Annotated in this window: 20 protein-coding genes; 4 read left to right on the top strand and 16 right to left on the bottom strand. The window is 71.3% G+C overall.

Annotation, left to right across the window (positions count from 1 at the left end; all coding sequences use genetic code 11):
• The 3 genes from H181DRAFT_RS15580 to H181DRAFT_RS15570 form a co-directional block, all read right to left on the bottom strand.
• Entirely contained in the window at positions 1-279 is a 279-nt protein-coding gene (locus H181DRAFT_RS15580) for a hypothetical protein (RefSeq protein ID WP_045865026.1), read from the bottom strand.
• On the bottom strand, positions 267-1322 hold the full coding sequence (locus tag H181DRAFT_RS15575; RefSeq protein ID WP_052708596.1) for a hypothetical protein: 1056 nt from the start codon (positions 1320-1322) through the stop codon (positions 267-269). The genes H181DRAFT_RS15580 and H181DRAFT_RS15575 overlap by 13 nt, the downstream gene beginning before the upstream one ends.
• Positions 1323-1616: 294 nt before the next feature.
• Complete coding sequence (locus H181DRAFT_RS15570; RefSeq protein WP_045865025.1) at positions 1617-2384, bottom strand: metallophosphoesterase; 768 nt, start codon at positions 2382-2384, stop codon at positions 1617-1619.
• A gap of 127 nt (positions 2385-2511) precedes the next feature.
• Here H181DRAFT_RS15570 and H181DRAFT_RS15565 point away from each other — a divergent pair, with 127 nt between their 5' ends.
• Entirely contained in the window at positions 2512-2883 is a 372-nt protein-coding gene (locus H181DRAFT_RS15565; protein ID WP_045865024.1) for a nuclear transport factor 2 family protein, read from the top strand.
• 107 nt (positions 2884-2990) lie between these two features.
• On the opposite strand, the gene H181DRAFT_RS15560 is transcribed toward H181DRAFT_RS15565, so the two are convergent.
• From H181DRAFT_RS15560 to H181DRAFT_RS15550, 3 genes are all read right to left on the bottom strand, one after another.
• Entirely contained in the window at positions 2991-4445 is a 1455-nt protein-coding gene (locus H181DRAFT_RS15560; RefSeq protein ID WP_045865023.1) for an aldehyde dehydrogenase family protein, read from the bottom strand.
• A gap of 379 nt (positions 4446-4824) precedes the next feature.
• The gene (locus tag H181DRAFT_RS15555; protein WP_045865022.1) at positions 4825-6612 is read right to left on the bottom strand and encodes a PucR family transcriptional regulator; all 1788 of its coding nucleotides are present in this window, start codon (positions 6610-6612) and stop codon (positions 4825-4827) included.
• A gap of 61 nt (positions 6613-6673) precedes the next feature.
• Complete coding sequence (locus tag H181DRAFT_RS15550) at positions 6674-8992, bottom strand: type IV secretory system conjugative DNA transfer family protein (protein WP_074467883.1); 2319 nt, start codon at positions 8990-8992, stop codon at positions 6674-6676.
• Positions 8993-9312: 320 nt separating this feature from the next.
• Between H181DRAFT_RS15550 and gabT the strand changes: the two genes are divergently transcribed.
• The gene (gene gabT / locus H181DRAFT_RS15545) at positions 9313-10662 is read left to right on the top strand and encodes a 4-aminobutyrate--2-oxoglutarate transaminase (protein WP_045865021.1); all 1350 of its coding nucleotides are present in this window, start codon (positions 9313-9315) and stop codon (positions 10660-10662) included.
• A gap of 452 nt (positions 10663-11114) precedes the next feature.
• Complete coding sequence (locus H181DRAFT_RS28465; protein ID WP_074467882.1) at positions 11115-11678, top strand: phosphatase PAP2 family protein; 564 nt, start codon at positions 11115-11117, stop codon at positions 11676-11678.
• A 78-nt stretch (positions 11679-11756) separates the two neighbouring features.
• Here the strand turns inward: H181DRAFT_RS28465 and H181DRAFT_RS15535 are convergent, their stop codons facing one another.
• The 9 genes from H181DRAFT_RS15535 to H181DRAFT_RS30175 all read right to left on the bottom strand — a co-directional run bounded on the left by H181DRAFT_RS15535 (position 11757) and on the right by H181DRAFT_RS30175 (position 22523).
• Complete coding sequence (locus H181DRAFT_RS15535) at positions 11757-12224, bottom strand: hypothetical protein (protein WP_045865020.1); 468 nt, start codon at positions 12222-12224, stop codon at positions 11757-11759.
• Between the two features lie 265 nt (positions 12225-12489).
• Complete coding sequence (locus H181DRAFT_RS15530) at positions 12490-13968, bottom strand: peroxidase family protein (protein ID WP_045865019.1); 1479 nt, start codon at positions 13966-13968, stop codon at positions 12490-12492.
• Positions 13969-14173: 205 nt separating this feature from the next.
• Positions 14174-15658, bottom strand: a complete 1485-nt coding sequence (locus H181DRAFT_RS15525) for an NAD(P)/FAD-dependent oxidoreductase (protein ID WP_078895759.1) — start codon at positions 15656-15658, stop codon at positions 14174-14176.
• Entirely contained in the window at positions 15655-16476 is an 822-nt protein-coding gene (locus H181DRAFT_RS15520; protein ID WP_045865018.1) for an ABC transporter permease, read from the bottom strand. Before H181DRAFT_RS15520 ends, H181DRAFT_RS15525 begins: the two co-directional genes overlap by 4 nt.
• A complete protein-coding gene (locus H181DRAFT_RS15515; protein ID WP_045865017.1) occupies positions 16476-17438 on the bottom strand; it encodes an ABC transporter permease in 963 nt (320 codons plus the stop codon). Before H181DRAFT_RS15515 ends, H181DRAFT_RS15520 begins: the two co-directional genes overlap by 1 nt.
• Positions 17435-18586: an ABC transporter ATP-binding protein gene (locus tag H181DRAFT_RS15510; protein ID WP_045865016.1), complete on the bottom strand. Its 1152-nt coding sequence runs from the start codon at positions 18584-18586 to the stop codon at positions 17435-17437. Before H181DRAFT_RS15510 ends, H181DRAFT_RS15515 begins: the two co-directional genes overlap by 4 nt.
• Positions 18587-18600: 14 nt before the next feature.
• Positions 18601-19854, bottom strand: a complete 1254-nt coding sequence (locus H181DRAFT_RS15505) for a polyamine ABC transporter substrate-binding protein (RefSeq protein ID WP_045865015.1) — start codon at positions 19852-19854, stop codon at positions 18601-18603.
• A 136-nt stretch (positions 19855-19990) separates the two neighbouring features.
• Positions 19991-21505, bottom strand: coding sequence for a gamma-aminobutyraldehyde dehydrogenase (locus H181DRAFT_RS15500; protein WP_045865014.1), 1515 nt, complete (start codon positions 21503-21505; stop codon positions 19991-19993).
• Between the two features lie 133 nt (positions 21506-21638).
• Positions 21639-22523 carry a DUF4190 domain-containing protein gene (locus H181DRAFT_RS30175; protein WP_078895758.1) on the bottom strand — a complete coding sequence of 295 codons (885 nt, stop codon included), beginning with the start codon at positions 22521-22523 and terminating at the stop codon, positions 21639-21641.
• A 100-nt stretch (positions 22524-22623) separates the two neighbouring features.
• Between H181DRAFT_RS30175 and H181DRAFT_RS15490 the strand changes: the two genes are divergently transcribed.
• Positions 22624-23652: an adenosine deaminase gene (locus tag H181DRAFT_RS15490; protein ID WP_045865012.1), complete on the top strand. Its 1029-nt coding sequence runs from the start codon at positions 22624-22626 to the stop codon at positions 23650-23652.
• 173 nt (positions 23653-23825) lie between these two features.
• Here the strand turns inward: H181DRAFT_RS15490 and H181DRAFT_RS15485 are convergent, their stop codons facing one another.
• Positions 23826-24197, bottom strand: coding sequence for a zinc ribbon domain-containing protein (locus H181DRAFT_RS15485; RefSeq protein ID WP_045865011.1), 372 nt, complete (start codon positions 24195-24197; stop codon positions 23826-23828).
• Positions 24198-24326 lie beyond the last annotated feature (129 nt).

Here is a 24326-nt window from a genome sequence, read left to right as displayed (position 1 = left end):
TCAGCGCCCTCCCTTCTGGAAGTCGCGGACGACGCCCCGCAGGACGACGAGACAGACGGTCACGGCAACAACTGAGACCGCTACCGCGACCGCAGAGACGGCAACAGCAATCAGCAGGGCACTGCCGCCCATACCGATGGCCAGCCACTTCCCGGCGCCCCCTCCGGAGCGCTGTACGGGCGCCTGCGGGGCCGGGGCGACCTGCGTGGACGGCCATGCGTAGATCGGGCGCCCGTCCTCCGTGATGCCGATCTGGCGAGGCTGGTTCAGCGGCTCCACGGGATCACCTCCGCCGTCGGCTCCAGCTCGGCCTGGATGCGCTCCGCGCGGGGCTGGCCCACGCCGAAGGCCCGGATCTGCCGGATGCTCGGACGGCCGCCAGCGTCGATCAGGTCGGCGTACTCGGCCCGTACCTTCTCGGTCAGTGGGTCCGGGCCGTCGTCGTCTTCGGGCGGCGGCGGGAAGGCTGCGAAGGGCACGGTGTACCCGGCGGCGGAAGGGGTGTACTCGGTGTACTCGGGAAGGGCGGGTACATGTGCCGGAGCGGGGGCGGCCCAGGGGTCGCCCACGTCCACGGAGGACAGCAGCGCGGCGCCCCGGCGGGCGCGCAGCAGCGCCAGCAGCTCGGCCTTCTGGTTCTCGTCGGTGCCGACCTTCGCGCGGGCCACGGCCGACGCGAGACGACGCTTGCCCCAGCCGCGCAAGTTCGGGCGGGAGGCGAGACGCACGGCGGTCGCCGTGGCCCGGTCCCGGGTCAACTGGGCGGCGTCACGGCCGCGCTGAGCGAGCCCCAGGCGCGAGAGGAGCCGTTCCCGCAACTCCCGGCCCACGACGGCCAGGAGAGCGCCGGAGACGGCCCCAGGGCGCTTGTGCCGGATCTCCAGCCCCATGGCCAGATGCCACAGCAGCGCAGCCAGCACCGGCCCGAAGAAGGCCCGTACGGTCCCGCCGACAGCGCCGGACTCCGCGAAGGCCGGGATGATCTGCACGCCCGTGATCGCCCACACCAGCAGGCCGGGCACGCCCGGCGAGCCGGTGGCGAGCACGTTGTGACGCGCCATCAACGCCGTTGCCAGCAGGGCGATCTCACCGGCTGCGAAGAGGGCGGCGCGCTCGGCGGTGTCGACCATGCCGAGGTGATGACCGGCGAACCGCCAGGCGGTGTCCGCGCTGTACGCGGTGCACACGGCCGCCGCGACGGCGGGCGCCGGGTACGGGAGGGCGCGGAACGCCCGTACGACGAGCGCCAGCACGGCCACAGCCGCGACGACGCCGACAGCGGCCGGGAGAGGGTGGGCGTCTGCCCACGAGATGATGAACACGGGTCTGACTCCTTGATGCGAAGGATTCGGATCAAGGCCCCGAGCAGGGGTGTCCGCCCCTGCTCGGGGCCGCCCCGCGTCCGCTCAGACCGTGCGCGCTGCTCTCACAGCAGTGTCACAATCTGGGTGGACGGGGGCGGAATCAGGAGCCCTGACCTGGACGAAATGCAGTCTCTACGGACTGGTTGGACTCACCTGGACGGTCTGCGTAGATACCCGATTCATCCGATGCCTACCAGACTCGGCGCACCCGGCCCCCGGGGCATCCGCACGCGACCGCGCACGCCTCGCCTTTCAGGGCACCACCCGGAAGTGAGTGGTCAGCCGCCGCTCGTCGTCGAGGACGTGGTAGGCGAGCATCGGCGGCAGTGCGTAGTCGAGAGGCCCGTGGTCCTCGCCCTCCCACGGCATCCGCAGGCTGGAGACGACGCCGGGAGCGGCGACGAGCGGAAGCCCGGCGAACGAGGTCACGGCAGGGGTGTGGCTGTGCCCGCACAGCAGCGCCGCGACGTGCGCGTGGCGTGCGACGACGGCGGCGAGGCGCTCCTCGCCGTACTGCCGGATCGGATCGACGTACTGCCCGTGCAGCGGCAGCGGCGGATGGTGGAAGCACACGAAGGCGGGCCTGTCCTTCGGCGCACCGGCGAGAGCGTCGTCGAGCCACGCGAGAGTGGCGTCGCCGAGGTAGCCCTCTCCGCGTCCCGGAACGCTGCTGTCGCACATCGCGAAGACCGCCCCCGGGAGCACGTGCAACCGGTCCACCGGTGATGCGTCGTCAGGGTCTCCGCCGAGCAGAGCTGCGCGGTAGGGGCCGCGCGCGTCGTGGTTGCCGGGACAGTGCAGCGGAGCGTGGCGCGAACCGCTGAGGAGCTTCGCCGCCTCCTCGTACTCCCCGGGCGTCCCGTGGTCGGTGACATCACCGGTGAGGATCACCGCGTCCAGCTCTCCGGGGAGGGCGTCGAGGAAGCGGAGCACCCGCTCCGTGCGCTCCCGCGCGCGGGCGCCTCCGTCACCGCGGTCCTGACCGACGTGCGTGTCGCTGATGTGCGCGAAGACGAACAACTGCTCGCTCCTTCCACCGGCCGGGGCCGGACGTCGGTGCCCGCGCGCTGCTGTCGGGGACGCGTCGCCCGCGCGCGGGGCCGGCTGCGGGGTCTTCACCGCGTGTGGCATCTGGTAGGACAGAGGGATGCAGGCCGAACCCAGCGAAGACGCTGTAGATCTCTTCCTTGCCGCATTCAACGCTTCGAGCCCGGCCTATGTGACGGAGCTGCTCGCTCGTGCTGTGACGTCCGACATCGTCTTCTGGGGCCCGCTGGGACGCAGCGTCGGCGTCGAGGCCGTGGAGAACTTCATCACCGAACTCCGCGCCCATCCCGAAGGGCCCGGCACCGTGACCCGTACGACTGTCGTGGACGCCCCCGGCGAGTGGGCACGCTACAGCTGGAGCTACCACAACGAGGCGGGACGGCTGCTGCTCACCGGCACCGACATGGTGCACCTGCGGGACGGCCGCATCGATCAGATGGTCGTCTTCGCGGGGGACCTCGCCGCGATCTGAGCGGACGGAACACGGCGGACGGAACGCAGGCAGGCGGATGCCGGCGGCGCCCCCACGCGCCGCCGGCATCCGCGTTCTCCGCATCCGTCCGTCCGGACGTGCCGCCGTCAGAGCTCCAGGCCGGTCAGCACCATCACGCGCTCGTACGTGTAGTCCTCCATCGCGAAGCGCACGCCCTCGCGGCCCACACCGGACTGCTTGGCGCCGCCGTAGGGCATCTGGTCGGCGCGGTAGGACGGCACGTCGCCGACGACCACGCCGCCCATCTCCAGAGCGCGGTGCGCCCGGAACGCCGCCTGGATGTCGTGCGTGAACAGACCTGCCTGGAGACCGTACTGGGAGTCGTTGGCCGCCGCGAAGGCCTCCGCCTCGCCGTCCACCCTCGTGAACGACATCACCGGGCCGAACGCTTCCTCGCAGCCGAGCTGCGTATCCGCCGGGACGTTCTCCAGCACGGTCGGCGCATAGGTGGCGCCGTCGCGCTCGCCGCCCGTCAGCAGCTTCGCCCCCTTCGAGACCGCCTCCTCGACCCAGGACTCCACCCGCTTCGCGGCGTCCTCGCTGACCAGCGGGCCCACGTCCGTGGCGGGGTCGGACGGGTCTCCGGTGCGCAGGGCCTCGACCGCCGTGACGACCTTCGGTACCAGCCGGTCGTAGACCGAGGCGTCCGCGATGACGCGCTGCACCGAGATGCAGGACTGCCCGCCCTGGTAGTTGGAGAAGGTCGCGATGCGCTGCGCCGCCCAGTCGAGGTCGACCTCGGAGTCGAAGTCGCCCAGCACGATCGCCGCCCCGTTGCCGCCGAGTTCGAGCGTGACGCGCTTGCGGGGCGCCGAGTCGAGGATCGACCAGCCGACCGGCGCGGAGCCGGTGAAGGAGATGATCGGCAGCCGCTCGTCCTGGACCAGCTCCGGCATGCGGTCGTTCGGCACGGGCAGCACGGACCACGAACCGGAAGGAAGATCGGTCTCCGCGAGGAGCTCTCCGATCAGCAGACCGGACAGCGGTGTCGCGGGTGCCGGCTTGAGGATGATCGGTGTTCCCACGGCGAGCGCAGGCGCGACCTTGTGCGCGCAGAGGTTGAGGGGGAAGTTGAAGGGCGCGATGCCGAGCACGGGACCGTAGGGGAAGCGCCGCGTGTAGGCGAGCCGTCCGACCCCGCCCGCGTCGGAGTCCAGACGCTGGGCCTCCCCGCCGTTGAAGCGGCGGGCCTCGTCGGCGGCCCAGCGGAAGACCGACACGCACCGGCCGACCTCTCCGCGCGCCCACTTCATGGGCTTGCCGTTCTCCGCGGAGATCAGCGTGGCGATCTCCTCCGCCCGCTCCTTCAGGCGCTCCACGACGTGATCGAGGGCGGCGGCCCGTACGTGCGCGGGCGTGGCGGAGAACTCGTCGGCTACGGCGGCAGCGGCCGACACGGCCTCCTCGACCTGGTCGGCGGTGGGAAGGCTGATGCTTCCCACGAGCCGCCCGTCCCAGGGGGAGGTGACATCGAGCGTGTCGCTGCCGGTGGCCTTGCGGCCGGCGAGCCAGAACGCTTGCGGGGAAGTCGCTGTCGTCACTGCGGGGCCGCCCTTCCGGAAGGGTGTGGATGTCGTGAACGGGAAGAGCTACGGTGCCGGACCGGCGTCCGGCGCCACGGGCACCTGCTGCCCTCCCCTGCCCAACGGTAGGGGCTGGGGGAAGGGGCGCTTCTTGTCCGGCGCGGCAGACTTCGGACGAGGCGCACGCCGTATTGGCACGGGCACGGTGGCGGCACCCTCTGCTCCGTGCCGGTGCGTTCGATGCCGGGGCGCGGGGGCGCGTGGGGGTTAACGCGAGGCGAACGGTGAGGGGACGCGCGGGCGCGGCGACGCGGCGGGCGTGGTGCGGGACGGGCGGTCACCCGGGGTCCGGGGTCCTCGGGGGCGGTCGCCGTCGGGGACGCACGGCAGTACGGCGTCAGCCCGTGGCCTTCAGCGCGAGCCACAGCTCCATGCGCACGTCCGGGTCGTCGAGCGACCGGCCGAGGATCTCCTCGACGCGGCGCATCCGGTAGCGCAAGGTGTGCCGGTGCACGCCCAGATCGGCGGCCGCCGCGTCCCACTGTCCGTGCCGGGAGAGCCAGGCGCGGAGCGAAGCGACCAGGTCTCCCCTGCCGTTCGCGTCGTGATCGCGCAGCGAGCGCAGCAAGCCGTCGGCGAAGGCCCGTACAGCGTCGTCCGCGAGCAGGGGGAGGACGGACCCCGCGGCCACGTCCTCGTGCTCGACGAACGGAGCGCCACGCCGGCGGGCGACCGAGAGCGCCTGGTCGGCCTGCTTGAAGGCGACCGCCGCAGCGGCGAGCCCGGCGGGCGCCGAGACGCCGACGAAGAGTGCGTCCTCCGCGGCGGCGCCGTTGTGATGCGGCCCGCCACACGCACCGGACGCCTCCAGAGCCTTGGCGAAAGACGACGCGTACTGCGCGCAGGCGGCGAACGCCGATCCCCCGTCGGACGCGAGCACCACCAGGCGGTTGCCGTCCGGCACGACGAGCACTGCCTCGCCGCTGCGGGACGCGGCTGTCTCCGCGAGATCCGCGAACTGGTCGAGAGGACGGGTCAAGTCGTAGGGGACGCCGTCCGGAGCGGGGAGCGGCACCGGGGAGTCCTCGGTGACGGCAACGACGGGCAGCCGGACGCCCGGGCCGCCTGCCGCACCCTCGCCGGAGCCGCCCGATCCGGCGGAGGCGGACCCGCCGGAACCCGAGCCCGAACCCGCCGCGCCCGCGACAGTCGCACTGCCGCGTCCGCGCACGGCGGACGCGGGCTCCGCCACCAGGACGCGCATGGGCGCGTCCAGAAGCCCGCCGTAGAGATTCCCGGCCACCGCGCGAGCGTGGTCCGGCTCGCCGGAGAGCAGCATCCTCATCACCGCGGCGCCGAGCCGCTGTTCGGCCTCCTGCAGGGCCCGCGAACGCTCCATCGTGAGCGTCAGCAGTGCGACCGCGGAGTGCACGGCGTAGCGCTCCGCCGTGCCGAGCGGCGCCGCCGTCCCGACGGCCAGCACGGCCCTCGCGCGGCGTCCTCCGCCGATCGACTGGAGCTCGACCCGGTCGTCACCCTCCTCGGCTCCGCTGACGACGGCGCTCGCGGGCGCGGGTCTGTCCCGCAGCCGCTCGGCGTCGCCGACGAACCGCGCGGCGCGGCGCAGGGCCCAGTTCGGCGCCGTCGCGACCATGGCCCCCGAGGCGTCGTACAGTGCGGCCCAACCCGCCACCTGTGAGGCGAGCTTGGCCAGCAGAGCCGAAGGGCCCTCCTGCGAGAGCGCCGCCCTGGTCATCTCCCGCTGCGCGTCGAAGCCGGCGGTGACCGCGCGGTACTGCTCGGCGGCGATGGCCGCCGAGACGGCCTTGCTGATCGCGATGAAAGGAGTGCGCCGGGGCACTTCGAGCAGCGGGAGGTCCGCCTCGCGGCAGGCGTCCACGAGCGCGTCGGGGACCTTCTCGTAGTTCACGCCGGCCGCGAATCCGAGGCCCACGACGCCCTTTCCGGCCAGCCGCCGCACGTACTCCCGCATGGCGTCCGCGTCCTCGGCGTCCAGCTTCAGCGCCGTGACGAGCAGGAGTTCGCCACCCTCCAGATACGGCGTGGGATCGGCCAGTTCGCTCGCGTGCGCCCAGCGTACGGAGGTGTCCAGCCGGTCCTTCCCGGTGAGCACCGCCAGCCGCAGTGCGGAGTGCTGAACGAGCGAGGCGAGTGTCGGTGGCATAACAAAGCTCACCGTACAGGCGCCCGGCTCATTTCGGTCATTCCCGAAGTCATTCCGGGGATCACTCCCCGAGCTTCGCGAGGATCGGCGGGGTCCGCTCGCCACCGACCGTCATCAGCGACAACACAGCGTGTCCGGGCGGCAGATCGTTCGCCAGCTCCGACGCGGACCACCGCTCCCGCTGCACCTTCCGCACGGTGACGGACTCGGCGGTGACGTGCCTGCCCGTGGCCAGCCTGCGAACGGCGTGCATGACCCGGGTGAAGGGCTCGTCCGAGACCAGCTGGCGGTTGGTGACGTCGCGGGTCTCGACCCACTCCTTGCCCCAGACCTCGGCGAAGTGCTCCGCGTCCCACGGCGTGACGCCCGAGCAGACCATCCGGCAACCGACCGCGCCGAGCAGCGAGCCGCGCAGGGGCTGCGGCACGTCGTCCAGGCCGCGCAGGGTCAGCAGCACTCCCGCCTCCACGGAGCGGAGGCGCTGCAGCCCGCGCAGGGACTGCGGGGTGACGGTCTGCGACGCGTCGTCGAGCACGAGCCCCGCGAAGAGGGATTGGTCCCTCCGCGCGGTCACGCACTCGACGAACTGCGCGAGGACGAGCCGCGCGAGAATGCGCGAGGCCTCCGCGTGGCCGTGTTCCGGGAGGTCGATGCGGACGCGCAGGGGATGTTCCAGAGCGCGCAGCGAGAGGGGCCGGGGAGAGGCCGCGCGCTTCTCCCCCGCGCTCTCCGGCTGGAAGAAGTCGGCGAACGCCGGCCGGTCCAGCAGGGCGATGCGGTCGGCCAGCAGCGGGCGGGGGTCGTCCGGACGTCCCGACTGCCGCCCGTGGGCGTCGAGTTCACGGAGCTGGGCGGCCGCGCCCACCTCTTCCAGCGCGGCGCGCAGCCTGTCCAGCGCGGAGGGAGAGCCGTCGAGCAGTTCGCGAAGCTGCTGCACGTCCGGGAAGCAGCCGTGCGCTGCCTGGAACGGGCCGAGGAGCTGGGCGAGCGTCGTCGCCGCCCGCCGGCTGTCACCACCAGGGAGCGTCGCGGCCAGGTCCCCGACAAGGGCCTCGGCGAGCATCCCGGCGGCTTCGTCGGGGTCGCTCGTCCCTCCGTAGAGGTCGAGGTCGTGCACGGAGTCCGGGTCTCCCACGCGTACGACCGCGTCGAACGACTCGTCGGGGGCCAGCCGTGCCCCGCGGGCTGTCACCGCCACGACGGCGGCCTGCCCCGCGAGTGCCTGCAGGCACAGCGACTCCGTCACCGGACGCACGACCCGCTCCGTCTTGCCGGAGGCGGGCGGCCCCACGACAAGAGCCGACGTACCGAGCAGCGACGGCTCGAGAGCCACACCGGCTCCGCGGTACGGGTGCGGATTGCGCTCGCTGTCGGGTGCGGTGCCGATGCGCACCTGCCGGAGCCGCAGATCATGACGGGCGGCTCGGCCCTGGGGCAGGCCCCGCTGGCCGGACGGGTGGGCGCAGGCCGCGGCGCCGTGCGAGAGGACGGTGTCGACGAAGGTGCCGAGACGCCCCGGCTGCGCCCGCACCGACTCCCACGCACGCCGGATGCGGGCATGGTCCACATCGCTCATGCGACCACTCCGCACCTCACCGGCAAGCCGTTCGGCGGCCTCGGCAGCGCCCGCGACGCGCAGTTCCGGCCATTCGACCGGGTCGTGCTCGGGAGCCGGAGCAGGCACGGGGCGGACCTCCCCGGTGGTGTCACGAGCCCCCGGACGGGGTGCGGCGATGCGGGCCACGCGCCCCCACGCACGCCGGGCCACCTCGGGCCAGCGTCCGAGCCGGCCGAAGACGACAGCGAGCCCGGCGATCACGATCCCCAGGTACACGTGGGATGCGACGTCGAATTCCTCCTCCCCTACCCACTCGTCCGGGGTGAGTACGTACAGGGGCCACATCCAGTAGTTGCCGAGGTAGTTGTTGAACAGCAGCGACCAGATGAGCCAGCCGATGAGGAACGAGACCACAGCACCGCTGATCAGCTGGCGTGCCGGGATGCGGTCGGGGTCGGGGGGCGGCAGCGGCCTGTACCCGAAGCGCCAGATGCCCGGCTCCGCGTCGGGACGCGGAGTGCGGAGCCAGTCCGCCAACGACGGTCCCGCCCCCGGAGTCGCCACGGCCTGCGATGCTGCGGACGGGGGCCCGGACCGAGTGCCGGAACTCGGACCGGCAGAACCGTGCTGGGGAACCGGCGGCTGATGCGCTCCGCCCCTTCCCGGCGCCCGCTGCTGACGGGGCAGCGTCCCTGCCGGCGACTCCGCCGCCGGACCCTCGGTACCGGCATGTGCCGCTGCTTCCGGATTGCCGTCCGGGGCGCCTTCCGGGATGTACGTACCGTCCGAACCCTGCCTCCGGCGCGGAGACTCCATGTCCATGTGCCGCCTCTACCCTTGCCCGGCCCTTGCGTTGTCGCTCCCGGTGACCAATCTAGCCGCCGGCGAGGGGAGTTGACTCAGACCGGAAGCCGAAACCGCTGCGCGGACGGCGAACGCGCCGCTCCTGCCGCGGAAGGACGCACCCGGCGGCGCTCCCCACTCCGGGCGAGCAACGACTCCGGCAAGGGCCGCCCCTCTGCCTATGTCCGTGGCGGCCAACACGAAACCGTGACTTCTCCGCACCGGTGCATGTCTCCGCCTCGTCCGTGCCTCTAGCCTGCGAGAGACGTGCAGGCCCCTTCGCCCCGAAAGAGAGCGCTATGACGGAAATGACCGGTGGCCCGGCCCTCCCCCAGGAGCGCCGCGTCGTCACGTCCGTTCCCGGTCCGAAGTCCCAGGAGCTGATGGCCCGCAAGCAGGCCTCCGTGGCCGACGGGATCGGGACCGTGATGCCCGTCTTCGCGAAGCGGGCGGGCGGCGGCGTACTGGAGGACGTGGACGGCAACTCCTTCATCGACTTCGGCTCCGGCATCGCCGTGACCGGCGTGGGCAACAGCGCCGAGGCCGTCGTGCGGCGCGCGACCGCGCAGCTGGAGGCCTTCACCCACACGTGTGTGATGGTGACGCCGTACGAGCCCTACGTCGAGGTCTGCGAGGAGCTCGCCAAGCTGACGCCCGGGGACCACGCGAAGAAGAGCGCGCTGTTCAACTCCGGTGCCGAGGCGGTGGAGAACGCCGTCAAGATCGCGCGCACGTACACCCGCCGGCAGGCGATCGTCGTCTTCGACCACGGCTACCACGGCCGCACGAACCTGACGATGGCGCTCACCTCGAAGAACATGCCGTACAAGCACGGTTTCGGCCCGTTCGCGCCCGAGGTCTACCGCGTTCCCGTCGCCTACCCCTACCGCTGGCTGACCGGACCCGAGAACTGCGCCGAGGAGGCCGCGGCTCAGGCGATCGACCAGATCAGCAAGCAGGTCGGCGCGGAGAACGTGGCGGCGATCCTGATCGAGCCGGTGCTGGGCGAGGGCGGCTTCATCGAGCCGGCGAAGGGCTTCCTGCCGCGCATCGCGCAGTTCGCGAAGGACAACGGGATCGTCTTCGTCGCGGACGAGATCCAGTCCGGCTTCTGCCGCACCGGCCAGTGGTTCGCCTGCGAGGACGAGAACATCGTCCCGGACCTGATCACCACCGCGAAGGGCATCGCCGGCGGCATGCCCCTCGCCGCCGTCACCGGCCGTTCGGAGATCATGGACGCCGCGCACTCCGGCGGCCTCGGCGGCACCTACGGCGGCAACCCCGTCGCCTGCGCCGCGGCCCTCGGTGCCATCGAGACGATGCGCGAGATGGACCTGGCCGCCCGCGCCAGGCGCATCGAGGAGATCATGAAGCCGCGGCTGCAGAAGCTCGCCGGGCAGTACGACGTCATCGGGGACGTCAGGGGGCGCGGCGCGATGCTGGCCATCGAGCTCGTCAAGCCCGGCGGCAAGGAGCCCGACCCGCAGGTGACGGCCGCACTCGCCAAGGCCTGCCATCAGGACGGGCTGCTCGTCCTCACGACCGGCACGTACGGGAACGTCATGCGTTTCCTGCCGCCTCTGGTGATCGACGAAGCCCTGCTCGCGGAGGGCCTGGACGTGCTGGAGAACGCCCTGGCAGGCCTCTGACGACGCCCGGGACCAGTGCGGACGGAGTGCGGAAAGCGTTCGGCGTGAAGAATCTGTGCGAGGCCGATGGCCGGAGCGTAATCCGGCTGTCCGGTCTTGGCGGCCTGCCGTACGGTTTCAGCATTCGCCGGGTGCTCCGGAACTCCACTTCGGATACCTGGCCCGAGCCCGTCTCTCCCCAAGACGAGCCCGGTCGTGCCCTGGCGCACGCTCCTCACCGATCGGGGGACCGCCCGCCCCACACCCCCCGGGGCCCGCGGAAAGCCGGTCGATACGACCGCTCCGGAACTCTCCCCCCTGTTCCGGGGCGGTCGGCTGTTCACCGCGCTGCGTCCCTTCTGTGCTGTGCTGTCTTCGCGCTCGTCACCTGGCAGGTCGCCGTCGGCGGGCCGCTGCTGGCCCTCGACGCACGGCTCGGTACGGCGCTGCGGCGCTCGTCCCCTCCCACCGCGGTGAGCGAACTCTTCGCGGATCTTGGCAATCCCGAGGTCGCGCTGCCCGTCCTCGCCGCCGCGTGCGCGTACGCGGCGGCAGTCGTGCGGGGGCGGCGGTGGCTGGCTCCTCTGTGCGTACTCGGGGCACTGGGGGGCGCCGCCGTGGCCGTCTCCCTCGTCAAGGTGTGGCTGGGCAGGCCGGGGCCGCTGGGCGGCGTCAACTACTACCCGTCCGGCCATACCGCCACGGCGGCCGTCGCCTACGGAGGTGCGGCGCTGCTGCTGTGCCTGTCGGTGCGCAGGCTCCCTTCCTGGCCTGCGCCGGTCGCCGCGGTGGTACTCACCGTCCTGTGCGGCGCCGGGCTCGTCTGGCGCGGATACCACTGGCCGCTCGACGTGCTGGCCAGCCTGTGCCTGAGCTGGGTGCTGCTGGCCCCGGCTGCGGCGGCCGTCCGCCGCGGGCCGGCACGCCGTGTGCGGGCGCCCCGGCACTCGCGGCACGGCGATCCGTCATCCGCCGACGAGGGCGACGTTCCGGACACCGGTGGGCCCGGGCCGGCGACCGCCCGCCCGGACAGCTGACCGTCTGCCGCGGCAGGCAGGCTCCCGCGTCAGGCCGTTTCCCGCGTCAGGCAGGCTCCCGCTCGCCTGCCGTACCGCTCAGCCGTCTCCCCGTGCCCTTCCTTCGACCCGTGCGGCCGCGTCCTGCATCGCGAGCTCCAGCGCCACCGGGTCGTTGAGCGTCCCCGACCCGTCCGGCGGTACGAGCCAGCGCGCGCCCCCGGACGCCCTGCCGGGACACGGCGCGACGATCCATGTGCCGCGGCCCGCGCACCGTACGCCCGTGTCCGCCCAGCGGGCGGCCGTCCCCGGCGGGACGAAGAAGCCGATCCGGGCGTCACCGAAGTCGGCGAGCACCGGTCCGGGTCTCTCCGGCCGGCCGGTGAGCGCGTCCAGCGTCGGATATCCCAGGAGCCCGCCGACCATCAGCACGTCCCACATGCGTCCCGCCGGAAGCAGCACGACGCCCGGCGGGCTGCTCTCCCACTCCGCCCTGCACGCCTGCGGATCGTCCGCCGCCGACGCCAGCCACTCCACGGCTCCCGCTTCTTCGGCCGTACCGGTCATGTTCCGCCCCCTCCCCGTGCGCGCATGCCACGGAGGAGAGGCGGAACATGCCGGACTCTCCGCTCACTTCTCCCGGATCGTCCCGCGTGCGGGCGTCACCCGCGCCGCGCCGCGGTGAGCGCGCCCGCGGGTCACGCGCGGCACGTTCCGGCCGGCAGTTCCCGCCGTTCCCGTGTGCATCCGTGCGTGGCCGAGCCTGCTTGTGCCCGAGGTACACATCCGTACGGGAATGTGCGAGGGAGAGCCTGCCCTCCGGTCGGTGCGGTCAGTCCCCGTCGACCACACCGGCGAAGCGCAGGAGTTCCGCGGGGCCGAAGCGCCCGTAGCCGTCCGCGAGGGTGGGCCGCCAGCCGGGGTAGGCCGAGCGGTACGAGGTGGGGTCGGCGTCGAGCAGCCCGATGAGCACCTCGGCGACGATGCGGGTGCCGACGGGGCCCAGATGCAGCCCCTCCGCGCGCACTTCGGCCTCCTTGAGGATGTAGTACCACAGGTAGCTCGGGCCTTCGCTCTCCAACTCCCGGTCTGTGAGCGGGGTTTCGCCGACCTTGCGGGCGACGTCCTGACCGGACGGGAGTCCGAGCGTCTCGCTGCGCAGGAGGTTCCGCACGACGAGGGAGGCCACCGGCCTCGCCAGCGCTCCCTTCTTCGCGCCCGGCACCGCGCTGACCGGGAGGTCCAGCAGCTGGCTGTTGAGCACGCTGTTGATGCGCTTGGTGTCCTGGTGCAGACGCCGGCCGCCGGCGGGGAAGAAGTACCTCCAGTCGACGGCGTGTTCGGGGCGCACCGGCCCGCCCCGCAGATCGGTGCGCGGCTCCGTCCCCGCCTCGGGGTCGTCGGGGAAGATCTTGCCCGTGAAGTTCTCGTTGACGCGGTACGAGGAGCGCACCGTGGGATGCCCGAAGCGGAACGCCGCGGCAGCGAACTCCACCGGCATGAAGACGGACTGCTGCGGCCTGAAGAAGCGCGGCCCGTTCTTCTCCACGTCCTGCACCAGTTCGGGGTCGCCGACCCGCATGAGGAACTCGTGCACGACGAGCCACTGGTAGTGCCAGCGCACGAGCTGCTGTGCGCTGGTGAAGACGGTGTTGTAGTAGTTCTCGACGTCCAGCAGCTGGTCCAGCGGCACGCCGGGCTGTTCGTCCTGCGGCTCCTCCGGCGGCATCGGGGGGAGCCTGCGCCCCACCGCGTCGGTGATGCGCCCGGAGCGCAGCGCGTCGACGACGGCGTTGTGGAACTTGATGAGGACGAGGTGCAGTTGGGCGAGGATGAGGTTCTCGTCGTTGCGCGGATCCCCGATGAGAGCCACCCCGCCGTCCGTGCGGGCGAGGTCGACGCCGTCCGCCGAGAGGGCGAGCTTCGTGTCGTGGGACGTCGGGTCGTACAGATGCTGGCTGACGACCGGGCCCGCGCCGTAGAGGTTGTCCATGTCGAGGCGGGGCGTCCGGGAGTCGGTCACCGCCGAGGGGTCCGATCGCTGCCCCAGTTCCGACATGGCGTCGAGGGTGAGGTCGTGGTCGATGAACTGCCCGAGGTAGGTGAAGCCGGCGGGAAGGTTCGGGTTCTCCTGGTCCTCGGTGGTCTGGCCGCCGTCCATCTTCCCGCCGGGGAGGCCGAATTCCTTGGCCTGTTCGAGCCCGGTGGGGCGGCGGGGCGGCAGGTCCGGGAACATCCGCCCGAAGCTGCCGCTGGTCGGATTGGCTCCGGCGCTCAGGGCACGCGAAGACGAGCCGTGCAGTGCGGACATGTGAGTCCCCCCTGGTTCTCCCCCGTGAGCGGTCCGGCCGGTCTCGGCGCGGACCGCTCCTGACAATCAGGAACCGTAACCAGGACGGGTACTGACAGGTAGGAAAATCCCAGAACTCTATGACGCATCCACTGCATCACCGCCATTCCGCAACAAACGGACGCGGCGGCACCGCGCCGCGGCAGCGTCCCGGCGTGTGCGAGGTTCAGCTGTCGAAGCCCATGCCCATGGAGTCCAGCGTCCTGAGCCACAGGTTGCGGCGGCCGCCACGGGCGTCCGCCCGCGCCAGCGACCACTGCGTCAGTGCGATGCCCGCCCACCGGAGGGGTTCCGGCGGGAACGGCACCGGCTTGCTGCGGACGAACTCCAGCTGCGTGCGCTCGGTCTGCTCCCCGCTGAGCAGGTCGAGCATCACCTCCGCGCCGAACCGGGTCGCCCCGACGCCCAGCCCCGTGTACCCGGCCGCATAGCTGACGCGTCCGCCGTGTGCCGTGCCGAAGAACGGCGAGAAGCGCGAGCAGGTGTCGATGACGCCGCCCCACGCGTGGCTGAAACGCAGCCCTGCCAGCTGCGGGAAGGTGTCGAAGAAGTGTCCGGCCAGCTTGTGGAACGTCTCGGGACGCTGGTCGTACTCAGCGGCGATCTTGCTGCCGTAGTGGTACAGGACGTCGTAGCCGCCCCACAGGATGCGGTCGTCGCCGGTGAGACGGAAGTAGTGGAAGTGGTTGGCGCTGTCGGCCAGTCCCTGCCGGTTCCGCCAGCCCAGGGAGGCGCGCTGCTCCGCGCTCATCGGCTCCGTCATCAGGGCGTAGTCGTACACGGGGACGATGTACGGGCGGACCCGCCGCAGCAGCGACGGAAAGGCGTTCGTCCCCAGTGCGACGTGCCTGGCCCGCACCCGTCCGTAGGGGGTGCGCACACCCACCGTGGCGTCGTCGGAGGCGAGTTGGCGGGCCGGGGTGTTCTCGTAGACGCGTACGCCGGCCTCGACGCAGGCGCGTTTGAGGCCCCAGGCGAGCTTCGCCGGGTTGAGCAGCGCGACGCCGCGGCGGAACCACAGGCCCGCGAGGAAGGACGGGGAGTCGACCTCGGCGCGTACGGCGTCGCGGTCGAGGAAGGTCACGTTCTCCTCCCCCGCGTCGCAGCCGTCCGCGTCCAGCCCGAGGCGCTTCGCCTGTTCCGCGGCCTCGCGCAGCTCGGCGACCTGGTGCGGCTGGGTCGCCACGCCGATCTCGCCGGTGCGTTCGAAGTCGCAGTCGATGCCGTAGCGCTGCACGGCATGTTCGATGGCGTCGAGATTGCGCTGTCCGAGACGTTCGAGCGTGGTGAACTCCCCGGGCCAGCGCGCCAGTCCGTTCGCGAAGCCGTGCGTGAGGGAGGAGTCGCAGAAACCGCCGTTGCGCCCCGAGGCCGCCCAGCCGACCTCCTTGGCCTCGACGAGGACGACGTCCCGGCGCGGGTCGCGCTCCTTCGCGATCAGCGCCGTCCACAGGCCGCTGTAACCCCCGCCGACGACGAGCAGGTCGCACTCCTCGTCGCCTGTGAGCGCCGGCAGCGCCTCGGGCCGGTGCTCGGGGTCGTCCAGCCAGTACGGCACGGGGCGGGTGCCGGCCAGCGCGTGTGCCGCCGCGCAGCGGACGGCGGGCCGATCGGTGCCGGGTCCGTCGCCGCCGTGCCGCGCCGTCGTCATGACCTGCTCCTGCGCCGGCTCGCGGTGAACTGGCCGACGAGCACGACGGCCACCGCGATGAGGAACATGGCCGTGCCGATGACGTTCACCTGCACCGGGACGCCGCGCTGCGCGGCTCCCCAGACGAACATCGGGAAGGTGACCGTGGACGGTCCGGCGTTGAACTGCGTGATGATGAAGTCGTCGAAGGACAGCGCGAAGCTCAGCATCGCCCCGGCCGCGATCCCCGGTGCGGCGAGCGGCAGCGTGACCCGCAGGAAGGTCTGGAACGGGCCCGCGTACAGGTCGCGGGCGGCCTCCTCCAGCCGCGGGTCCATGCTCATCACGCGGGCCTTGACGGCGACCACGACGAAGCTCAGGCAGAACATGATGTGCGCGATCAGGATCGTCACGAATCCGAAGTCGACGCGCGTGTTGAGGAAGAGCGTGCCGAGGGAGGCGCCCATCACGACCTCGGGCATCGCCATCGGCAGGAAGATCAGCGCGTTGCCGGTGCCCTTGCCGCGGAAGCGGTAGCGGGCGAGCGCGAAGGCGGCGAACGTGCCGAAGGCCGTGGCGAACAGCGTGGACAGCACGGCGATCTGCAGGCTCAGGCCGAGGGAGCCGCACATGTCCGCCACGCCGCAGGGGTCCGTCCAGGCGCCGGTGGAGAACTCGCGCCACTCGTAGTTGAAGCGTCCTGCCGGCTTGTTGAAGGAGAACAGCATCACCACGACGTTCGGCAGCAGCAGGTACACGAGCGCGGCCAGTCCCGCCAGGACGACGGCGTTGCGGCGCAGCCAGCGCACGGGCGCGGGCCCCTGGGTGCGGGCGTTCATCAGACCAGTTCCTCCGTTCCTGCCCTGCGCATGTAGAGGGTGACGACGACGAGGATGATCGCCATGAGGATGAACGACATGGCGGCCGCGGCCGGATAGTCCAGCACGTTGAGGAACTGTTTCTGGATGGCGTTGCCGACCATCTGCGTGTTCGGCGACCCGAGCAGCTGCGCGTTGATGTAGTCGCCGGAAGCGGGGATGAACGTCAGCAGCGTCCCCGCCACGACACCGGGCAGGGAGAGCGGAAAGGTCACCTTGCGGAAGACGGTCGCCGGTTCGGCGTACAGGTCGCGGGCGGCCTCGTGCAGCGAGAGGTCGATGCGCTCCAGGGAGCTGTAGAGCGGCAGGATCATGAACGGCAGGAAGTTGTACGTCAGTCCGCACACGACGGCCAGCGGCGTCGCCAGGAGACGGTCGTCCCCCGTCAGGCCGAGCAGGGCGGTGGCGTCGAGGACGTGCAGCGACTCCAGGACCCCGACCACCGGACCGCCGTCGGACAGGATCGTCTTCCAGGCGAGGGTGCGGATGAGGAAGCTGGTGAAGAACGGCGCGATCACCATCACCAGCAGCAGGCTCCGCCAGCGGCCCGCGCGGAACGCGATCGTGTACGCCAGGGGGTAGCCGATGAGCAGGCAGAGCAGGGTGGCTATGGAGGCGTACAGGAACGAGCGCAGGAAGTGCGGGCCGTAAGTGGCCAGCGCGTCGGAGTAGTTGGAGAAAGCCCATGTGACGCGGAAGCCCTCCTCCAGGGAGCCGCTCTGCACGGACGTCGACGCCTGGTAGAAGAACGGTGCTACGAAGAAGACGGCCAGCCAGAGCCCTGCCGGCAGCAGCAGCCAGTAGGGCGTGAGGCGCTTCCGTGGACGGGTTCCCGGGCCGCCCCCGGAGGAGCCGGTCTCCGGGGACGGCCGATCTGGGGGTGGAGCGGTACCGGCGGGGGCGGGAACGCTCGGTGCGGTCACAGCGCCTCCTCCGCGGTTCCGGCCTCCGCGTCCTGAGCCGCGTCCAGGGCGAAGGTGTGCGACGGCCGCCAGTGCAGGACGACCTCGGTACCGCGGGTGAGCCGCGTGTCGCGCTCGACGTTCGGCTCGTAGACGCTGAACTCGGAGCAGACGGGGCTGTCGACGACGTACTGCAGGGAGACACCGAGGTAGCCGGCGTCCCGGATGCGCCCGGTCAGGACGTTGCTGCCCTCGGGGATCGTCCCGCCGGCGTCGGAGTCCTCGGCGTCCGCGGCGTGGGTGAGGGAGATCTTCTCGGGGCGCACTCCGACGAGCACCTTGCCGCCGGCCCGCGGTTCCTCCACCGCGCAGCGCTCCACGGGCAGGCGGAGGACGGAATCGGCGCCGACGGCCTTCAGCCGCAGCTCGGCGTCCTCGACCGCCAGGATCTCCGCCTCGATGAGGTTGGAGGTGCCGAGGAAGTTGGCGACAAACGTCGAGCGGGGGTTCTCGTACAGCTCGTCGGGGGCGCCGAGCTGCACGACGCGGCCCCGGTTCATGACGGCCACGGTGTCGGCCATCGTCATGGCCTCCTCCTGGTCGTGCGTGACGTGCACGAAGGTGATGCCGACCTCTGTCTGGATGCGCTTCAGCTCCAGCTGCATCTGGCGGCGCAGTTTGAGGTCGAGGGCGCCGAGCGGTTCGTCCAGCAGCAGCACGCGGGGACGGTTGATCAACGCGCGGGCGAGCGCGACCCGTTGCTGCTGTCCGCCGGAGAGCTGCCGCGGCTTCCGCTTGGCCAGCGGGCCCAGCTCGACGAGTTCCAGCGTCTCCTCGACCTGCTTGCGCACGGAGCTGATGCCGCGGCGGCGCAGCCCGAACGCGACGTTCTCGGCGACGTCGAGGTGCGGGAAGAGGGCGTAGTTCTGGAAGACCGTGTTCACGGGCCGCTTGTGCGGCGGGAGCCCGGTGATGTCGTCGTCCCCGAGCCGGATGGTGCCGTCCGTGGGCTCTTCCAGACCGGCGATCATGCGCAGCGTCGTGGTCTTGCCGCAGCCCGAGGCGCCGAGGAGGGCGAAGAAGGAGCCCTCGGGGATGGTGAGGTCCAGCGGGTGTACGGCGGTGAAGCCGCCGAAGACCTTGCTGACTCCGGAAAGCGTGATCGTCATGACCGATTCCTCGCCTAGGCGCCTATGAGCTTGGCGAACTTGTTCTCGTAGCGGGCGTGTTCGCCGGCCGTCATGGGCCGGAAGTTCTTCCCCCGCTTGACCGTCTCGGCGTCCGGGAAGATCAGCGGGTCCGCCGCGACGTCCTTGTCGATCTTCTCCATCTCCGCCTTGGCCCCGGAGACGGGACAGATGTAGTTGACCCACGCGGCCAGCTCCGCGGCGACCTTCGGCTGGTAGTAGTAGTTGATCAGCGCCTCGGCGTTGGCCTGGTGGCGGGCCTTCGCGGGGACGAGCAGATCGTCCGTGCCGAAGAGGTAGCCGCTCTCGGGCAGCGCGAACTCGATGTCGGGGTTGTCCAGCTTCAGCTGGACGATGTCGCCCGCCCACGCGAGACAGGCCGCGATGTCACCGGAGTTGAGCTCGTCCAGGTAGTCGTTGCCGCTGAAGCGCCGCAGCTGCTTGGCGTCGACGGCCTTCTGCATGCGGGCGATGACCTTGTCGAAGTCGTCGTCGGTGAACTTGCCCGGGTCGATGCCGGAGTCGAGCATCGTCAGCCCGACGGTGTCGGTCATCTCGCTGAGCATGGACACCTTGCCCTTCAGCGACTCGTCCTCGAGCAGCTGCGTGACGCTGGTGACCTTCTTTCCGCCGGTGGCCTTCTTGTTGTACGCGACCACGCAGGCGGTCCCGGCCCACGGGTAGCTGTACTGCCGCCCCGGGTCCTGCGCGGCCGTGCGGAAGCGGTCCTCCAGATTGGCCACCGCGTTGGGCAGCCGCGCCGGGTCGAGGCGCTGCGCCCAGCCCTGCCGTATGACGCGTCCCGCCATCCAGTCGGTCAGGCAGACCAGGTCGCGTCCGGTGTCCTGGCCGGCCGCGAGCTGCGGCTTGATCTTGCCGTAGAACTCGTTGTTGTCGTTGATGTCCTCGACGTACTTGACCCTGATGCCGCTCTCCCGCTCGAAACGGTCCAGCGTGGGGCGCTTCTTCTTGTTCTTGTCGTCGACGTCGATGTAGAGGGGCCAGTTGGCGAAATTGAGGACCTTCTCCTTCTTCGAGTAGTCGGGGGTGTCCTCGGGGTCGTTGCCGCCCCGGCTTCCCTCCGCGGGCGGGATGCCGCACGCGGCGAGCGCCGCACCGCCGGCGGCGAGCGCGCTCAGGCGGAGCAGGCGCCTGCGGCTCATGGCGGCGCGTCCGCTCGTCGTGCTCCGCTCCCACGCCTTGCGCACAGGGTCGGGCAGTCCTTCGTACAGCTGCGGGTCCAGGTCCATCGGGCTGCCTTCCAGCGAGGGGACAGGGAAGGAGAGGTGCGGTTCGTCGGTGCGGTGGGACGGCCGGACGGGTCCGGCCGTGCGGGGCGGTGCGGTCGCGGATGCCGAGCGGCGGGACGGCGGGCGGACCGCCGGCTCAGCGGTCCCCGAAGACGGTGCGGTGCCAGTCCTTGCGCGCCTCACCGGTTATGTCGTACATGACGTGCTTGACCTGTGTGTACTCCTCGAACGAGTACGCGGACATGTCCTTGCCGTGGCCGGAGGCCTTGTAGCCGCCGTGCGGCATCTCGCTGATGATCGGGATGTGGTCGTTGATCCAGACGCATCCCGCCTGGATCTCGCGCTCCGCCCGGCCCGTGCGCAGCACGTCCCGGCTCCACGCGGAGGCGGCCAGGCCGTACGGAGTGTCGTTGGCCAGTGCGATGCCCTCGTCGTCGCCGTCGAAGGGCAGCACCGTCAGCACGGGGCCGAAGACCTCCTGCTGGACGATCTCGCTGTCCTGCGGCGCGTCCGTGATCAAGGTGGGCAGGTAGTACGCGCCCTTCGCCAGTTCACCGCCTGGAGCCTTGCCGCCCGTCACGACAGTGGCACTGGAGCGCGCACGCTCCACGAAGCCGGCGACCCGGTCGCGGTGCGCGTGCGAGATCAGCGGCCCGAGGTCGGTGTCCGGCGCGAACGGGTCGCCCACCCGGACAGTGCTCATCAGGTCCGCGACACCGCTGACGAACTCCTCGTACAGCGGGCGCTGCACGTACGCCCGGGTCGCCGCGGTGCAGTCCTGCCCCGAGTTGATCAACGCTCCGGCGACCGCGCCGTGCACCGCCGCGGGCAGGTCCGCGTCGTCGAAGACGACGAACGGCGCCTTGCCGCCCAGCTCCAGGTGGAGCCGCTTGACGCTGCCGGTGGCGAGCTCCGCGACACGCCTCCCGACGGCGGTGGAACCGGTGAAGGACGCCATCGCGACGCGGGGATGGGAGACCAGGGTCTCCCCCACGTCCGCTCCCGCGCCCGAGACGATGTTGATCACGCCGTCCGGGATGCCCGCCTCGCGTGCCGCCTCTGCGAACATCAGCGAGGTCAGCGGGGTGAGTTCGGAGGGCTTGAGGACGATGGTGTTGCCGGCGGCGACGGCGGGGAGGATCTTCCACGCGGCCATCTGCAGCGGGTAGTTCCACGGGGCGACGGAACCGATGACGCCAAGGGGTTCGCGCCGCACGTACGACGTGTGGTCGCCGCTGTACTCGCCGGCCGCGACGCCCGGAAGCTGCCGCGCGGCGCCCGCGAAGAAGGCCACGTTGTCGAAGGAGCCAGGGACGTCGAACTCCTCGGAGAGCTTCAGCGGCTTGCCGCACTGGAGCGACTCCGCGAACACGAAGTCGTCCGTACGCTCCCGCAGCACGGCTGCCCAGCGGTGCATCGCGTCGGAGCGCTCGGCCGGCGTCGCACCGGACCACTCCGGCAGGGCGCCGTGCGCGGCCTCGACCGCCTCGTCGACGTCCCCTGGCTCCGCCAGCTCGTAGCCGAGCACCTCATCGCCGGTCGCCGGGTCGACGACCGCGTGCGTGCGCCCTGAACTGCCGGTTCGGAGCCGCCCCGCGGTGAACTGCGCTCCCTCCGCGAAGCGCGAGGACACGTCGAAGCGCTGGACCATCGAGCTCTCCTGCCTAGTGCGATGCGGCGTCCGTCAATGTTTGGACGCCGATCCTGGCAGGAGGAGGCTGATTCAACAAGTGATTCCGTCGTTGCCATTTGATTAAGCCACGGAATCGGCAACCGGTATGAACTTAGGCCCTACTATCCGCAGCGTCTTCCACCACCAGCGTCACCATGTGCCTGGCGTCGATCGACGTGCCGTCCGACCCCGGATCCGTGTCGGACTTCTCCAGGTCCTCACGGAAGACCGTGAACATCAGCACGATGAGCGTGACGATGATCACCGAGAGCACCGTCCCGATGATCCCCATCACGAACCCGGCGACGGCCTGCGCCCGTCCGCCGAGCTCACCCCTGTCCACGCCCCGCCGCGCCGAGAGACCGAGCCACAGCGCGATCGGCGAGGTGATGATGCCGACGAAACTCCCCCAGCACGTCGCGACGACGACCATGCTGATGATGCCGAGAACCATGGCCCCGACCGACTTGCCGTTGGGCAGCGGCACGTTCTGCCAGCCGTACCCTCCGGCCCCCTGGCCGTACCCGTAGGGCGACGGTGACGGGTAGCCGTAGGCCGCTCCGGGCACCTGGCCGTACGGCTGTCCTTGCGGCTGCCCGTACGGCTGTCCGTAGGGCTGTCCGTGCGACTGCCCGTATGACTGTCCCTGCGGCTGCCCGTACGGCGACGCCCCGTAGGGCGACCCGGTGCCGCTCCCCGCGCCGGCCTGACCCGACTGCGCCGCCGCCCCCGGAGCGGGAGGCACCGGGGGCGGAGGGACTGCGCCGCTGTTCGACGTGGCCGTCGGCTGTTCGGCGACCGGCCGGCTGTGGGGGCCCTGCCCACCGCTGCCCTGCTGTGCGCCGTGCTGCTGCCGCGCTCCGCCGGCAGACCCGTGCCCACCGGCGGGCCCTCCGGGGTCGCCGTCCTTACGGAACCGGACGCCCTCGTCGGGAGGTGCCCACGGGTTGTGCTGCCCGTCGCCGGACCGCCCTGGCTGTCCGGTTTCGTCTGCCATGTGTTCCCCTCCTGGGGTTTCTCGTCCGTCCGCCATGCTATTCGCCCGTCACGACAGCCCGCATACGATGATCCGGCTCCCTTCCGACTGGAGGCTCCCGTTGTCCGACCTCACCGCTTTCATCGCCGGGCTGCCCAAGGCCGAACTGCACGTGCACCACGTCGGCTCGGCCTCTCCGCGCATCGTCGCCGAGCTGGCCGCCAGGCATCCCGACTCCCCGGTCCCCAAGGACCCAGCCGCGCTGAGGGAGTTCTTCACCTTCACGGACTTCGCGCACTTCATCGAGGTCTACCTCTCCGTCGTCGACCTGCTGCGCGACGCCGAGGACATCCGGCTGCTCACCTACGAGGTCGCCCGCGACCTGGCACGCCAGCAGGTGCGCTACGCCGAGCTGACAGTCACCCCTTTCAGCTCCACCAGCCGCGGAATCCCGGACGCCGCCTTCCTGGAGGCCATCGAGGACGCCCGGCACGCGGCCGAGAGGGAACTCGGGGTCGTGATGCGCTGGATCTTCGACATCCCCGGCGAGGCCGGGATACCGGCGGCCGAGGAGACGGCCCGCATCGCCACGGCGGCCCCGCCCGACGGGCTGATCGCGTTCGGGCTGGGCGGTCCCGAGATCGGCGTCCCCCGCCCGCAGTTCAAGCCCTACTTCGACCGCGCCATCGCGTCGGGCCTGCGCAGCGTGCCGCACGCGGGCGAGACGACCGGGCCGGAGACGATCTGGGACGCGCTCGAGTCGCTGCGCGCGGAGCGGATCGGCCACGGCACGAGCGCCGTGCAAGACCCGCAGCTCCTGCACCACCTCGCGGAGCAGCAGATCCCGCTCGAGGTCTGCCCCACCTCGAACGTCGCCACCCGAGCGGTACACGACCTGGACGCCCACCCGCTCCGGGAGATGGTGGAGGCCGGCGTCCTGGTGACGATCAACAGCGACGACCCGCCCATGTTCAGCACGGACCTCAACACCGAGTACGCGATCGCCGCCCGGCTGCTGAGCCTCGATGCCGCGGGCATCGCGGCGCTGGCGAAGAACGCCGTGCGGGCGTCCTTCATGGAGAAGCCCGCCAAGGCCGGGCTCGAGGAAGAGATCGACGCCTACCTGGCCTCGTGGCAGCGTCAGGGCTGACGGGCGCGCACACCTACCGCTGAGCCGCGTGCGCATGGGAGCACGCCCGGGCAGCAGAACGACGGGACAGCGGAACCGCCGGACGACGCAACGGGCGGACGGCGGGACGGCCGGACTGAGCGACGGCGGGGACGGGACGGAGCGGCTGCGCGCCCGGGCCCGCTCCGGCCGGGTCAGGACTGGTACGGGTTCTGCGGCGGCTGCCCGCCCTGGGGACCGCCCTGAGCCTGCCCGCCGTACGGCTGCTGCCCCGCGAACGGATTGCCCTGCTGCGGCGCACCGTAGCCCTGCTGGGGCTGCGGCTGGCCGCCGCCCTGGGCGACGAGCTGGTCCGCGTTCTCCTTGGTTATCTCACTCGCCCCGCCGCAGAACGTGCACTGCAGATAGTGCTTCGCCGGCATGATCGGGAAGAGCGGGATGAAGAACAGCGAGAACTTGGTGACCCGCTTGCGCAAGGAGTGAGCCGAGGGGTTGCCGCAGTAACTGCAGAGCAGGTTCAGCATGGCGAGCTGAACCATCTTGGAAGAAGTGCCGAAGATCAGCACGGGGGCTCCGTTTCCGAGTGCGTACACGTGTCCCTCGTAGCCAACCACCGCGCACATAGCACCCGTCAAGCGAACGGTGTAACGAGACAGCCCCAACCGGGCAGAACATCCCGTTCCGCTTCCCGCCCC

This window comes from Streptomyces sp. WMMB 714 (assembly GCF_900090125.1).
GTDB classification, from domain to species: Bacteria; Actinomycetota; Actinomycetes; order Streptomycetales; family Streptomycetaceae; genus Streptomyces; species Streptomyces daqingensis.
Note: the sequence above shows the minus strand (reverse complement) of the source record. Positions and strands in the feature narration are given on the sequence as shown.